Consider the following 13,984-nt stretch of genomic DNA (forward strand, 5'->3'; position numbering starts at 1 on the left):
AATCTTTCCCCGCGATTTGACCAATATAGACAGTATGTGCTAAATATTTTATTTTGACAATAGTGAGTAGAATGCATACGATAGAAAGGGGAGTTGATATAGTAATGGAACCATCCAAATCAATGGTACAATTACAACAAGATGTTGATGCATACATAACAAGTTTTAAAGAAGGCTATTTTCCTCCAATGGAACTAATGGCAAGATTGACGGAAGAGCTAGGCGAATTATCTCGTGAAGTTCAAGATCGCTATGGTATGAAGAAGAAAAAATCTTCGGAAGCCGTACGGACACTTGAAGAAGAAACAGGCGACCTATTGTTTGTCCTGATTTGCTTCGCTAACTCGCAAAACATAGATTTAACGGAAGCACTTGAAAATGTACTGACGAAATTCAACACTCGAGATGCGAATCGATGGACGAAAAAGGAGGAAATGGAATGACGATTAAATTAGCGATAGCTGGCGCACGCGGACGAATGGGTGGCACAGCAGTTCTGGCCGCGAATGAAGCAGCTGATATAGAAGTGGTGGCAGCACTCGATTACAAATATGATGGCCAATTTTTACATAATGAAACGGTAACAGAAATGGAAGATGGGATACCGATTTATACATCACTAACTGCATTAAAAGCAGCACATAATCCCGATATCTTGCTCGACGTCACGGATCCAGATGCTGTTTTCGTAAACGCAAGTGAGGCATTAACACTCGGCATGCATGTCGTCATCGGGACGTCTGGCCTGACAGCGGAAATGTTAACGGATTTAGAGAGACTTTCGAAGGAACGGCAGAAAAGCTGTATCATTGCGCCGAACTTTTCGATCGGTGCTGTATTGATGATGAAATTTGCCCAGCAGGCAGCCCGCTATTTAGGCGACATCGAAATACTCGAAATGCATCACGACCGTAAACTGGATTCTCCGTCCGGCACAGCAGTCAAAACAGCCGAGATGATTCGGGAGGTGCGTGCAGCGCATATTCAAGGGCATCCTGAAGAGCAGGAAACGATTCCGGGAGCTAGAGGCGCAGATATAGAAGGAATGAAAATCCATAGTATCCGACTTCCCGGGCTGCTTGCGCATCAAGAAGTATTACTTGGAGGAGAAGGCGAACTGCTGAAGATACGTCATGATTCATTCGATCGGAAATCATTCATGCCAGGGATTTTGCTGGCTATTCGTGAAGCGGTCTCGACAACACAGTTCGTTTACGGACTAGAAAAGATTATCGACTAAACTTCGGCAGTGAGGCGGTTGAACGTATGCAACAACAAAGAAGATTAAAAGTAGGCGTGATTTGTTATCCCTCATTAGGTGGTTCGGGAGTGGTGGCAACAGAACTTGGGAAGAAAATGGCAGATAAAGGTCATGAAATGCACTATATAACATCCAGCAAGCCTTTCCGTTTTCTGGATGCCCATCCGAATATCCAATTTCATGAAGTGAAAATTGAAGGGTATGCTGTGTTTAAGTATCCACCCTATGATATCGCGCTCGCTAACCGCATTGCGCAGGTTATTCAAACTGAAGGGCTTGACTTACTGCACGTTCATTATGCTGTACCACATGCGATTTCCGCAGTTTTGGCTAAAGATATGGCAGACTCGGCGATCGGAATCATCACGACACTTCATGGGACGGATGTCACCATTTTAGGTTATGACCCCGCGCTGAAAAACACATTATCATATGGAATCAATAAATCAGATCGAGTCACAGCAGTTTCAGATTCACTAAAAAACGAAACGATTGAACTGCTGCATCCGACGACAGAAATCGAAACGATCTATAATTTTATCGACGAAGAAAAATATTTTCCGCATGAAACGGTATACCTGCGCGAAGAGCTTGGGATTGCGCCGGATGAAAAAATATTGATTCATATTTCGAACTTCAGGAAAGTGAAGTGTATTCCCGACATCATTGAAAGCTTTGAATTAATCCGCCGGAAGCATAACGTCAAATTGCTGTTAGTTGGCGAGGGACCAGAAAAATTTGAGTTGGAGCAGGATGTGCAGAAGGCTGGACTTCAGGAAGACATTTTATTCTTAGGTAAACGGGACGACCTGCCAGAGCTGCTGTCGGAGAGCGATGTCATGTTGCTGCTATCAGAAAAGGAAGCGTTCGGGCTTGTCTTACTCGAAGCTTTCGCGTGCAGAGTCCCTGCCGTTGCAACGGCAATCGGCGGCATACCGGAAGTGGTGGAAGACGGTTATAATGGTTTTCTTGTCGAATTGGGTGATGTACAAGCGGTTGCGGAGAAAGTTTCTCAGCTTTTAACGGACGATCAGCTGTATAAGCAAATGCAGGAAAACGCGGAACTGACTGTGCAACAACATTTTAGTTCAGAATACATCGTTTCACAATACGAAGCATTATATTATGAAGTGGCGGAGATGAAATGACAACTTCTTTTGGTTCACTTGCGAGTCGTGAAGTGGTTCAGCAATTACAATCGGCGGGCTACGAAGCTGTATTTGTCGGAGGAGCAGTGCGAGATTTTGCGTTAGGCAAGGAGCCTACCGATATCGATATCGCAACGTCTGCTACGCCTGAACAAGTCAAAGAGGTATTTGACCATACAATCGATATAGGCATCGCACATGGAACGGTGTTAGTTCTCATGATGGATGAACCGATTGAAGTCACTACCTTTCGGACGGAAGGTACTTATAGCGACCATCGGAGACCCGACGAAGTCTTTTATGTCACTTCACTGAAAGAAGACTTACAACGTCGTGATTTTACGATTAATGCGCTGGCAATGACGCTGGAAGGTGAAATGGTCGATTTATTCGGAGGGCTTGACGACCTGGAGAAGCGCTTGATCCGCTCTGTAGGTTGTCCGGCTGAACGATTTAGCGAGGATGCATTGAGAATTTTTCGGGCATTACGCTTTTCGTCTGTTTTGGATTTCCGAATCGAGGAAAAGACTTTGGAAGCGATGAAAAAGCTGGCACATGAATTGAGTCATATCGCCATGGAGCGCATCAAAGTAGAAATGGATAAATTATTGCAAGGGAAAAACTCTTCGATCGCTTTCCAATACAGCAGGGAAATCGGATTGCCGACGCTTTTCCCAAAATTATTTTCTTCTTTTGCTCAGCTGGATTCGTTCACACCTTTTTTGAATGCACGTCATGGCTGGGCTGCGATGCTCTTGCTCAGTAATGTTTCGTCGGCAGAGTTCGCGAGGAAATTTAAACTTTCGAACGAAGAGAAACGTTTTCTAAAGCAAATAGAGGAAGCATCTGCCATCCGGGTCGATCATTCGTTCCAAGATCTCGAACTTTATCGATATCCTTTGGAAGTGCTTGACATTGGTGAAAGAATCCATAATGCTCAATTTCCAGATGAAACGACACGGACTCTCGAACAATTAGCCGAACGGAAAAACAATTTACCGATCAAGCAGCGTTCAGAGCTTGCGTTCACCGGCAATGACCTGCTCGTTTGGTTGGGGCGGCGTGGCGGGAAGTGGACGAGCGAATGGATTGGAAAGATTGAGGAAGCAGTTGTGGAAAGAAGAGTTGAAAACGACGCAAAGGCGATAAAGGAATGGTTTTTATATGAAATTTTCCGTGAAGAATGAACTGTTGAAGAGACTGTTTGCTGCGCAGGGAAAACCGGTGTCCGGACAAGATATTGCCGATGAATTCGGTCTTTCTCGCACCGCAATTTGGAAATACATTAAAGAATTAGAAGAAGAGGGCTATGAAATTGGCTCGTTGCGTAAAAAAGGCTATTATTTAATTGAAATTCCTGACATTGTCAATCAGGCCAATATTCACGAGCATTTAGAAACGAAAACATACGGTCAGACGATCCATTATTTTAAAACCTGTCCAACGACCCAGAAAATTGCCCACGAAGAAGCACAAAACGGTGTAGAGGACGGGACGTTGATCATTTCGGAAGAACAGACAGCGGGGAAAGGCCGACTTGCTAGACCTTGGACGTCAAATGCAGGACGAGGCATTTGGATGAGTCTGATCATCCGACCGAATCTTGCGCCTCAACAAGCTCCGCAGCTTACTCTTGTGGCTGCTGTCGCGATTGTGCGTGCGATTGAAGACATAACCGATATCCATCCGGTCATTAAGTGGCCAAATGATATTCTGATCAACAATAAAAAAGTGACGGGCATTTTGACGGAGCTGCAAGCTGACCCAGACCGTATAAAAGCTGTTATTCTTGGCATGGGCATTAACGTTAACCAAGAGCTGACGGATTTCCCGGAAGAGTTGCAATCGATTGCTACTTCATTGAAAATTGAAAAAGGCGAAGAAGTTGATCGGGCAAAACTGGTGGCCAAAATCTTGGAGTACTTGGAGCAATACACATCACTTTATGTGGAGAAAGGTTTTGCTCCTATAAAACTATTGTGGGAAAGCTATGCCTCGATAACAGGCAAGCGTGTCCGGGCCAATATGGTGAACGAAACTGTTGAAGGCGTGGCACTTGGTATTTCGGCAGAAGGAATGTTGGAGCTACAACTGGCTGACGGATCGGTCCGGGGAATTTACTCTGCCGATATTGAAGTGAAAAATTAAAACTATACAGAATCTTACTGTTTTGATATAGTATACATCGAAGGGCGGTATCATTGAAGAGCTGCACCTGTTTTGAAAATGAAATAGTGATGAGATCTGCCTTGATCTGCAAAGACAGGGACGGAGGACGCAATTTATGTACGCTTACGCAACCCTTCTGTCCAAATTTGGATCAGCAGGGTTTTATTTTTGTTTTAAAGATAAATAGCCCCCGCTGAAATTCGTTAAAAGGAGAAGATGAACAGTGAAATCAACAACGGATTTTTCAAAGATGAAAGTCGCTGGTGAAAAGATCAGCATGCTGACGGCTTATGATTTTCCAACAGCACAAATCGCAGAACAAGCGGGGGTCGATGTACTTCTCGTCGGCGATTCTCTTGGGATGGTCGTATTGGGCTATGATTCTACAGCACTTGTGACGTTAGAAGAAATGATTCATCACGGAAAAGCGGTTAGACGAGGCGCTAAAGAAACATTTGTTATTGTCGATATGCCGTTCGGTACGTATCACGGATCGGAGGATACTACACTACAGCATGCACTGCGCTTATTCCAAGAAACAGCTGCGAACGCGCTAAAGGTAGAAGGCAGCGGTGCAGTAGTTGATAAAATCAATTTACTGACGTCTGCTGGAATTCCGGTCTGTGGGCACTTGGGGCTCCTTCCTCAGTCGGCAGGTGTTACTGGCGGATATAGAGTACAGGGCAAGACAGCTGCAGCAGCGAAACAATTGATCGAGGATGCAAAAGCATGTGAAGCGGCTGGTGCGTTCATGATTGTCTTGGAATGCATTCCTTTCCAACTGGCAAAAGAAGTGGCGCAGGCCGTTTCGATTCCGATCATCGGTATCGGGGCCGGTGCAGATACCGATGGACAAGTACTTGTGTTCCATGACATGGTTCGCTATGGTAATCACAAATTGCCGAAGTTTGTAGAAAGCTATGCCGATGTAGGTAAAGATATCGAAGGAGCAATAAAGCTCTATAATATGGCCGTGAAAGAGGGGTCATTCCCTTCCGAAAGCCATCGCTTCACGATGAAAGAAGAAGAACTCGATGCTTTATACGGAGGTAAAAAGTTATGAATGCGGCTGGTACGATGCGAATCGTCCGCACGGTGAATGAGCTGCAAGCTATAGTGAACCCAAAACAGCGCAATGGCCGTACAGTTGGTTTTGTGCCAACGATGGGTTTTCTTCATGAAGGTCATCTGACGCTGGTGGAACATGCGAGAAGAGATCATGATATCGTTGTCATGAGCATTTTCGTCAACCCGGCGCAATTTGGTCCTGGTGAAGATTATGAAGCATATCCACGTAACGAGCAACGTGATGCGGACCTTGCATCTGCAGCGGGCGTCGATTATTTATTTATCCCATCTGTAGAAGAGATGTATCCTAATAAGAGCACGATTCGTATCCTTCCTGGAGAGCAAGCGACGCGTCTATGCGGTGCATCCAGACCCGGCCATTTCGATGGCGTGTTGAAAGTGTTGTTGAAACTATTTAATATCATTGATCCGGATGAATCATATTTCGGAATGAAAGATGCGCAGCAGTTGGCGATCATTGAAACGTTCGTGCGTGATTTTAATTTACGGACGGTGATCTCCCGTGTTCCCACGGTACGGGAAACAGACGGGCTTGCGAAAAGCTCCCGAAATGTTCGTTTGACAGAACAGGAGCGGAGTGAAGCAAGCGCGATTTATAAAGCATTAAGTCTTGGAAAGAAAAGTTACTATGACGGAGTACCATTGCAAGAAGTAGAAAAGATCATTCGGACGGCTATTGAAAAAGACACGTCAGGAACGATCGACTATGTGACCGCGCTAGCTTATCCTTCATTGGATGAAAATTTCAGTGAAGCGGAGGAAGTTATTATCGCGGCAGCTGTGAAATTCACTTCAACACGATTAATAGATAATATTATTATGTCAACCATAAAGGATGAGAAAAATGATTAGAACGATGATGAATGGAAAAATCCACCGCGCAACTGTTACGGAAGCCAATCTGAATTATGTGGGCAGCATTACCATCGATGCAGCATTACTCGAAGCCGCCGGCATGTTGCCGAATGAAAAAGTGCAGATCGTCAATAATAATAATGGTGCACGCTTTGAAACGTATATTATCGAAGGGGAACGAGACAGTGGCGTGATCTGTGTCAACGGAGCGGCAGCGCGTCTCGTGCAGCCGGGAGATATTGTCATCATCTTGAATTATGTCTATTTATCTGATGAAGAAGCACGCGTACATCAGCCGAATGTCCTAATCATGGATGAAAATAATCGCATAAAAGAGCTGATTACCGAGAAGCCTGGCGTCGCTCTTCTCTAGGAATGCAAAAAGGGAACTTATTTGAGAAACTTCAAATGGGTTCTCTTCTTTTTGGGTAGAGGGAAGACGTGAGTAGCTGATCCAAGTATGATACAATTTGCTAGAGAAACCAATACAGGAAGTTGATGATGGTATGTCTACAAGCAAATATGCAGTTGTTGATCTGGAAACAACGGGTCACTCACCTTCAAAAGGCGACCGGATCATTCAAATTGCTATAGTCTTTATTGAAAACAATCAAATTATCGATACATATATGCGTTATGTTCATCCGCAACGCACCATTCCACCATTCATCCATCAACTGACTTCAATCGGTGATGAAGATGTAGCGGACGCGCCTCCTTTTGAAGAGATTGCCGAGGAGGTGGCGTATATGCTTGCGGGGTGTGTGTTTGTTGCACATAATACCGACTTTGATGTTTCCTTCTTACAAAAAGAACTCGTGCGCTGCGGGGTATCGAAGTGGCAGGGTAAGAAAATCGATACGGTGGAGCTTGCGAAGATTTTATATCCGACATTGCCGGGATATCGATTGCAGGATATTGCGGAAGCTCTGAACATACCACTGCACCAAGCACATCGAGCAGACGATGATGCAAAAGCTACTGCAGAATTCTTTTTAAAAGCATTGGCTAAGATCCATGATTTGCCGAAAGAAACGCTCGGTCGGCTGCATGAACGTTCATTTGCAATGAAATCGGATCTGTCGACATTGTTTTATGAAGGACTGCGCTCTGTACAAAGCAAAGAAACTGCTAAAGAGTATTCATTGTTTCGTGGGATTCCTTATCGGAAAGAACAGGAGATGGCACCATGTCCTACTGAGCTGCCGACATTTCCTTCGAGTGACGAAACAAAAGAACAATTTTTACAGAAGATCAATGCCAAGTATCATGTGAGAAGAGGTCAAGCCGAATTAATGGATTTGACATGGCAGGCTTTTGTAGAGAAGAAACAAGTAGCTGTCGAGATTCCGACAGGTGTTGGAAAAACAATGGGCTATTTGATCCCTTCAATTATTCAGGCGTCTGCTACGAAAAAACCGATCGTCATAAGCACCTACACAAACCATTTGGTCGACATGTTAGCGGAGGAAGTGCAGAATCTTGGTAAAGCGTTGCAAATGAACATTCCGACTACTGTTGTCAAAGGAATGGCGAATTACATTTCATTCGGAAAGTTTGAAGAGTTATTACGTTTCAATGATGAGGTCTATGATGACTCCATAACGATCATGCAAGTGCTGGTCTGGCTGACGGAGACGACAACAGGTGATTTGGATGAAGTGAATGTTTCAGGGGGCGGTCAGCTGTTTATAGACCGAATTCGCAAGCGTTCCATGAAGTTGAAACGGGATGAGCGAGTGGTCGATTTTTATTCGCGGACTTTGGAGCGTTGCCGAAATTCGATGCTATTGTTGACGAATCACGCGATGCTGATGAACGACAAAGAGCGACACACGCCCCTGTTCCAGTCGGTGGGAGGACTTGTGATCGATGAGGCACATCAATTGTATCAAGCGGCCATTCGAACGCAGGAGCAAGTTTTCTCCTTTACAAATTGGAAGTACGTGATGAGCCAATTGAATTCATTCAGCAATGGGCAATTGCTTTTTGATATACAAGAGATCCTGACGCGTTTTCATTTCAACCATAGGCATTCCACTGAAAAACTGCAGAGTGCGTATGACGCGTTCATGCTTGCTTTTGATGAGTCAATGCTGATCTTGGCGAACACGAAAATGGAGCAGGAGAACCGTCGGACGACACGTTCAGTGAAAACCCTGAAGAAGCGTTTGCTGCAACATGAAAGCTTCCGTGTGGTGCTGCGGAAATTGAATGAGTTTTTGCATGCCGCAGAAAACTATATCAGACCTGTACAGCAGCACGCGAGTGAACTGACACTTGACGAACAAGCCGCGCTGAATGAATGGCTGTATTGGTTGGATGAAATGAAAATAAAAGCAGGGGATTGGGTAGAGCTTTTTTTGGAGGATACCGAGTCTCATATGACAATTTGGATGGAAAGAGACAGCAGAAGCTTGCCTGGGAGTTTGCAGATTAAAAAGAGCCCGATTCATGCAGCTTCCGTTGTCCGTTCATTCATTGATCAATTTGAAGGGCAGGCGGGGATCGTCTGGACGTCCGGTACGTTAACAGCAGGTCAGGACGAACGATTTGTGTTGGATCAAATGGGTGTGCCTGAAACGGTTCCGATTCATGTATTTGATGCGCCAAGCGATTTTTATGCAGGGGCGAATACGTTTATTGTTGAGGATATGCCGGATATACAGCAAGTTTCAGACGACGAATACATTGCGGCCGTTGCTGATGCCTTGATTCAGACGGCCGTCGCGATTGATGGACGTGTGTTTGCTCTGTTCCTATCCCACGATATGCTGAAGAAAACATACGAAGAAATCGTGGATAGCGAATCGTTACAGGATGAATATACATTAATAGCGCAAGGCGTAAGTTCAGGCAGTCGGCACAAGCTTCTTAAGACATTCAAACAATCAGAGAAAGCGATTCTGTTTGGAACGACAAGTTTCTGGGAAGGCGTTGATGTTCCGAGTGATGAGCTGTCAGCTGTTGTCGTCGTGAGATTGCCGTTCACCTCTCCTGAAGAACCTCTCTTTAAAGCGCGTTCTGCTGCATTGCAGGCAGAGCAAAAAAATGCATTCACACACCTCGGCTTGCCGGAAGCAATCCTTAGATTCCGACAAGGATTCGGCCGACTGATCCGCTCTTCAGATGAACAAGGATTTTTCATCATCCTAGATCGGCGAATCGATACAAAATCATACGGCAAATCATTCTTGAATGCATTACCACAGTCTCATGTAAAAAAAGTATCGCTAGAGAGTCTGGTGAATGAGATAGAAAATTGTTATACTGATTTATGAAAGTGTAAAGCACCGTCTAGCCTCGACAGGCGTTGGAGGGCTTAAAAATAAAGGTGCTTCTTACCTTTATTTTAAGTCCGAAACGACCCGAGAGGCTGGCGCTTGAATTGGATGATGCAAAAGTGTAAAGCGCCGTCTAGCCTCGACAGGCGTTGGAGGGCTTAAAAATAAAGGTGCTTCTTACCTTTATTTTAAGTCCGAAACGACCCGAGAGGCTGGCGCTTGAAACTGGATGATGCAAAAGTGTAAAGCGCCGTCTAGCCTCGACAGGCGTTGGAGGGCTTAAAAATAAAGGTGCTTCTTACCTTTATTTTAAGTCCGAAACGACCCGAGAGGCTGGCGCTTGAAACTGGATGATGCAAAAGTGTAAAGCGCCGTCTAGCCTGGACAGGCGTTGGAGGGCTTGAAAATAAAGGTGTTTTTTACCTTTAATTTAAGTCCGAAACGACCCGAGAGGCTGGCGCTTGAAACTGGATGATGCAAAAGTGTAAAGCGCCGTCTAGCCTGGACAGGCGTTGGAGGGCTTGAAAATAAAGGTGTTTTTTACCTTTAATTTAAGTCCGAAACGACCCGAGAGGCTGGCGCTTAAAGCTAGATGTCTCAAAATTGGTTGTACCAAAATCGAAAGTAGGTTAGAAAATGAATCGAAAAAAATTGGCGGTTCATTCGACAGGAAGGGTTGCTTATGCTCAATTGGATTAAGTTTTTATCCATCTTTTTATTCACCCTTTTTGTAACGATTACGATCATAGTTTTTTATCAAGCTGAAAAGCCATTTGCTTCTACAAGAGATGCAGCGATGGATCTCGTGCTCAGTGAAGGAGCGCTTACGACAGTGGACCGGGCAGATATTTATCATGGCACCGCCGCATTGGTCTCTGTTTATGGTACAGATGAAAAAGGCAAGAACAAAGTAATTTTAGTGGATGAAAAAGCAGGAAAAGTCGTCCGTACGATTACGCCCTCTACAGGCATTACAAAGCAACAAGCCGCAGACATCGTTAAAAAAGAAGATAAGGTCCAAAAGATCCTACACACTTCACTCGGAATGGAAAAAGAAAACCTTTTTTGGGAAGTGACATATCTTGGGGAAGATGACAGTTTGAATTATGTCTATCTTAATTTTAAAGATGGCAAGTGGCAAAAGCGAATTATGCATTTATAGATTACTGTTGAATTAGGATTAAAGGAGAGCGGTCAATTTGAGAAAACAATTAGCATCGAGAGTAAGTACTTTAACACCATCTACAACACTAGCGATTACTGCGAAAGCAAAAGAAATGAAGGCATCCGGCATTGATATCGTCGGACTCGGGGCGGGCGAACCGGACTATAATACGCCTGAAAACATTTTGGAAGCAGCTTATCAATCGATGAAAGATGGCAAGACGAAATATACTCCAGCCGGCGGTCTTCCGGAATTGAAAGATGCGATAATTGGCAAATTGAAAACAGATCAAGGGTTGACGTATGAACGCAATGAAATACTGGTTGGCGTTGGTGCGAAGCATGTACTATTTACCTTGTTTCAAGTATTGCTGGATAAAGGCGATGAAATTATCATCCCATCACCTTATTGGGTGAGCTATCCAGAACAAGTAAAGTTGGCAGAAGGCGTGCCGGTATTTATCGAGGGGACGGCAGCTGAACAATTCAAAGTGACGGCAGCACAAATTAGCGAAGCGATAACGGAGAAAACCAAAGCCGTCATCATCAATTCGCCGGGAAATCCGACAGGCATGATCTACACGAAAGAAGAATTGCAGGCGATCGCGGATGTATGCCGTGAAAAAGACATTTGGATCATTTCGGATGAAATCTATGAAAAACTTGTTTATGATGGCAAGCAGCACGTGTCCATTGCACAATTGACGGAAGACGCAAAAGCGCGTACATTCATCATTAATGGCGTATCGAAGTCCCATTCGATGACGGGCTGGCGCATTGGCTATATCGCGGGTGACGCTAGCGTTGTGGGCGCAATGACGAATTTGGCGAGCCACTCGACTTCAAACCCTGTAACAACATCACAATATGCGGCGATTGAAGCATATAACGGTCCGCAAGATGCAGTCGAAGTCATGCGTACTGCTTTTGAATCCCGTATGAATCAGATTTATCCGAAGCTCTCCGCTATTCCTGGTTTCCATGTATTGAAACCACAAGGCGCATTCTATTTCTTGCCTGACGTAAAGGAAGCACTGGAGCATACCGGCTTTGCGTCCGTCGACGAATTCGCAAAAGCACTGTTGACAGAAGCAAATGTAGCGGTAATTCCTGGGTCCGGTTTTGGATCAGACACGACGATTCGGTTATCCTATGCTACATCGATCGATCAGCTTGAAAAAGGCTTGGAACGTATTGAAAAGTTTGTAAAAGATCACTGGAAGGCTTAACCTTCACCCTTTGGAAAGTACGGAAGCAAATTTTCATTTGCTGATGAGAGGAAGTTTCATACATGCAACAAGATGAGCGGCTGAAAATTTGGATTGAGCAGGGAAATGTCTCTATTTCCCAGCTCTTTTTTCAACATTATAAACAACTGCTGATTTCAGATAGTGACGCCATGGTGATTTTGCATATTATCGCATTTCAAGGAGAAGGAAAACATTTTCCTACTCCGACCGATATTGCGAACCGTATGCAGCAGCAAGAGAAGGATATAACGGACTCTTTACAACGTTTGATGCAAAAAGGAATTTTTTCGATTGTACAAAGTACGGACGAACATCAAGTTTTGCACGAGCGCTTTTCTTTACTGCCTCTATGGGAACGACTACTAGAAATTATCGCGAAAAATCAGGCGCAGATAACAGAGCAACAGCAACAAAATGATGAAGGGGAAATCTTCTCTTTATTCGAGCAAGAATTCGGACGTTTTCTTTCTCCTATGGAGTGTGAAACAATCGGGATGTGGATCGATAAGGATGGCCACTCGGCTGAAATTATCCGCGCCGCATTGAGGGAAGCCGTACTGGCCCAAAAGATGAGCTTACGCTACATCGACCGCATTTTATTTGAATGGAAAAAGAAAAATGTACGAACGATGAAAGATGTTGAAAGGCAAGTTCAATCGTTCCGTCCTGTCGCGGCTGCTACGGTAACACAGCAGACGACAAAAAAATCTATAAAACGTGTACCTTTCTATAATTGGTTGGAAGAACGAGAATAGGGGATACTATGTTAACAAAAACACAATGGCAAGTCTGCCTGCAAGCGTTCGAAGAGATGTTTCCGGATGCTCATTGTGAGCTCGTGCATAAAAATCCGTTCGAGTTACTTATCGCAACGTTATTATCCGCCCAATGCACTGACGTATTGGTGAATCGCGTAACTGCTGATCTATTTCAAAAGTATACGGTCCCGGAAGATTATCTCGGAGTTTCCATTGAGGAATTACAGCAAGACATTCGTTCGATCGGTCTCTACCGCAATAAATCAAAAAATATCCAAGCGCTTAGTGAGATATTGATTGAAGAACATGGCGGGGAAGTGCCGGCGAGTCGCGATGTCATGATGACACTGCCCGGCGTTGGCCGGAAAACTGCAAATGTCGTAGTATCCAACGCGTTCGGCGTCCCAGCCTTAGCGGTGGACACGCATGTGGAACGCGTTGCAAAACGGCTCGGCATGAATCGTTGGAAAGACCGTCCCATCGATGTGGAAGAGAAAATTATGCGTTGGACGCCGATGGAAAAGTGGACGCAGGCGCATCATCAAATCATTTTCTTCGGACGCTATCATTGTAAAGCACAAAATCCAAACTGTCCGGAATGCCCGCTATTGCATTTGTGCAGGGAAGGTCAGAAAAGGATGAAAGCGAAATGAATCATGAAGAACTTAAAGAGTCGGTAAGACAAACACTCGAGTTGTGGAACGAACAGAAGCCGAATCTTGAGAAAGCCTACGCAGTGCGGGATGAAAGCCGCATGCTTTTACTGCAGCCGGCGATTGAACAATTGGAACGGCTAATCGAGCAGAGCGGAACGGAAGAACATCCACATACAAACAGAATTCAGTATGTGTTGGAGCCGAATAATTACACGGAACGCATAGAGTTTATCAAACTTCAAAACACAAGTCATTATGCATTGGTTCAATTGAACATGCTCTACGATGAAGTAAAGAAGAAAGCAGCCCGACTGCGTGTGCGGCGGTAATATATAGGTTCAAAACAAGGA

Annotated in this window: 14 protein-coding genes; all 14 read left to right on the forward strand. The window is 44.6% G+C overall.

The genetic code is table 11. The features are described from left to right. The first annotated feature begins 104 nt into the window (after window positions 1-104). The 14 genes from MKY93_RS07115 to MKY93_RS07180 all read left to right on the forward strand — a co-directional run bounded on the left by MKY93_RS07115 (window position 105) and on the right by MKY93_RS07180 (window position 13,963). Complete coding sequence (locus tag MKY93_RS07115; RefSeq protein ID WP_040758173.1) at window positions 105-443, forward strand: nucleotide pyrophosphohydrolase; 339 nt, start codon at window positions 105-107, stop codon at window positions 441-443. Next, window positions 440-1,240 carry a 4-hydroxy-tetrahydrodipicolinate reductase gene (gene dapB / locus MKY93_RS07120; RefSeq protein ID WP_221836798.1) on the forward strand — a complete coding sequence of 267 codons (801 nt, stop codon included), beginning with the start codon at window positions 440-442 and terminating at the stop codon, window positions 1,238-1,240. Before MKY93_RS07115 ends, dapB begins: the two co-directional genes overlap by 4 nt. 26 nt (window positions 1,241-1,266) lie before the next feature. Then, window positions 1,267-2,409, forward strand: a complete 1,143-nt coding sequence (gene bshA, locus MKY93_RS07125) for an N-acetyl-alpha-D-glucosaminyl L-malate synthase BshA (protein WP_009497121.1) — start codon at window positions 1,267-1,269, stop codon at window positions 2,407-2,409. Then, window positions 2,406-3,596, forward strand: a complete 1,191-nt coding sequence (locus tag MKY93_RS07130; RefSeq protein ID WP_009497120.1) for a CCA tRNA nucleotidyltransferase — start codon at window positions 2,406-2,408, stop codon at window positions 3,594-3,596. The genes bshA and MKY93_RS07130 overlap by 4 nt, the downstream gene beginning before the upstream one ends. Continuing rightward, entirely contained in the window at window positions 3,574-4,557 is a 984-nt protein-coding gene (locus MKY93_RS07135) for a biotin--[acetyl-CoA-carboxylase] ligase (protein ID WP_340758629.1), read from the forward strand. The genes MKY93_RS07130 and MKY93_RS07135 overlap by 23 nt, the downstream gene beginning before the upstream one ends. Window positions 4,558-4,801: 244 nt before the next feature. After that, complete coding sequence (gene panB, locus MKY93_RS07140; RefSeq protein ID WP_340758630.1) at window positions 4,802-5,641, forward strand: 3-methyl-2-oxobutanoate hydroxymethyltransferase; 840 nt, start codon at window positions 4,802-4,804, stop codon at window positions 5,639-5,641. Next, window positions 5,638-6,519, forward strand: a complete 882-nt coding sequence (gene panC, locus MKY93_RS07145; RefSeq protein ID WP_009497117.1) for a pantoate--beta-alanine ligase — start codon at window positions 5,638-5,640, stop codon at window positions 6,517-6,519. Before panB ends, panC begins: the two co-directional genes overlap by 4 nt. Next, the gene (gene panD / locus MKY93_RS07150) at window positions 6,512-6,895 is read left to right on the forward strand and encodes an aspartate 1-decarboxylase (protein ID WP_040758169.1); all 384 of its coding nucleotides are present in this window, start codon (window positions 6,512-6,514) and stop codon (window positions 6,893-6,895) included. Before panC ends, panD begins: the two co-directional genes overlap by 8 nt. Window positions 6,896-7,028: 133 nt before the next feature. Beyond that, window positions 7,029-9,803, forward strand: coding sequence for an ATP-dependent DNA helicase DinG (gene dinG, locus MKY93_RS07155; RefSeq protein WP_340758631.1), 2,775 nt, complete (start codon window positions 7,029-7,031; stop codon window positions 9,801-9,803). Between the two features lie 685 nt (window positions 9,804-10,488). Further along, window positions 10,489-10,968: a cell wall elongation regulator TseB-like domain-containing protein gene (locus MKY93_RS07160; RefSeq protein WP_009497114.1), complete on the forward strand. Its 480-nt coding sequence runs from the start codon at window positions 10,489-10,491 to the stop codon at window positions 10,966-10,968. Between the two features lie 37 nt (window positions 10,969-11,005). Further along, window positions 11,006-12,199, forward strand: a complete 1,194-nt coding sequence (locus tag MKY93_RS07165; protein ID WP_078816473.1) for a pyridoxal phosphate-dependent aminotransferase — start codon at window positions 11,006-11,008, stop codon at window positions 12,197-12,199. 62 nt (window positions 12,200-12,261) lie between these two features. Further along, a complete protein-coding gene (locus MKY93_RS07170) occupies window positions 12,262-12,975 on the forward strand; it encodes a DnaD domain-containing protein (RefSeq protein WP_340758632.1) in 714 nt (237 codons plus the stop codon). Window positions 12,976-12,983: 8 nt separating this feature from the next. After that, entirely contained in the window at window positions 12,984-13,631 is a 648-nt protein-coding gene (gene nth / locus MKY93_RS07175) for an endonuclease III (protein ID WP_340758633.1), read from the forward strand. Then, window positions 13,628-13,963: a YpoC family protein gene (locus MKY93_RS07180; RefSeq protein ID WP_340758634.1), complete on the forward strand. Its 336-nt coding sequence runs from the start codon at window positions 13,628-13,630 to the stop codon at window positions 13,961-13,963. Before nth ends, MKY93_RS07180 begins: the two co-directional genes overlap by 4 nt. Window positions 13,964-13,984 lie beyond the last annotated feature (21 nt).

The sequence above is a fragment of the Sporosarcina sp. FSL W7-1283 genome (genome assembly GCF_038003105.1).
GTDB lineage: Bacteria > Bacillota > Bacilli > Bacillales_A > Planococcaceae > Sporosarcina > Sporosarcina newyorkensis.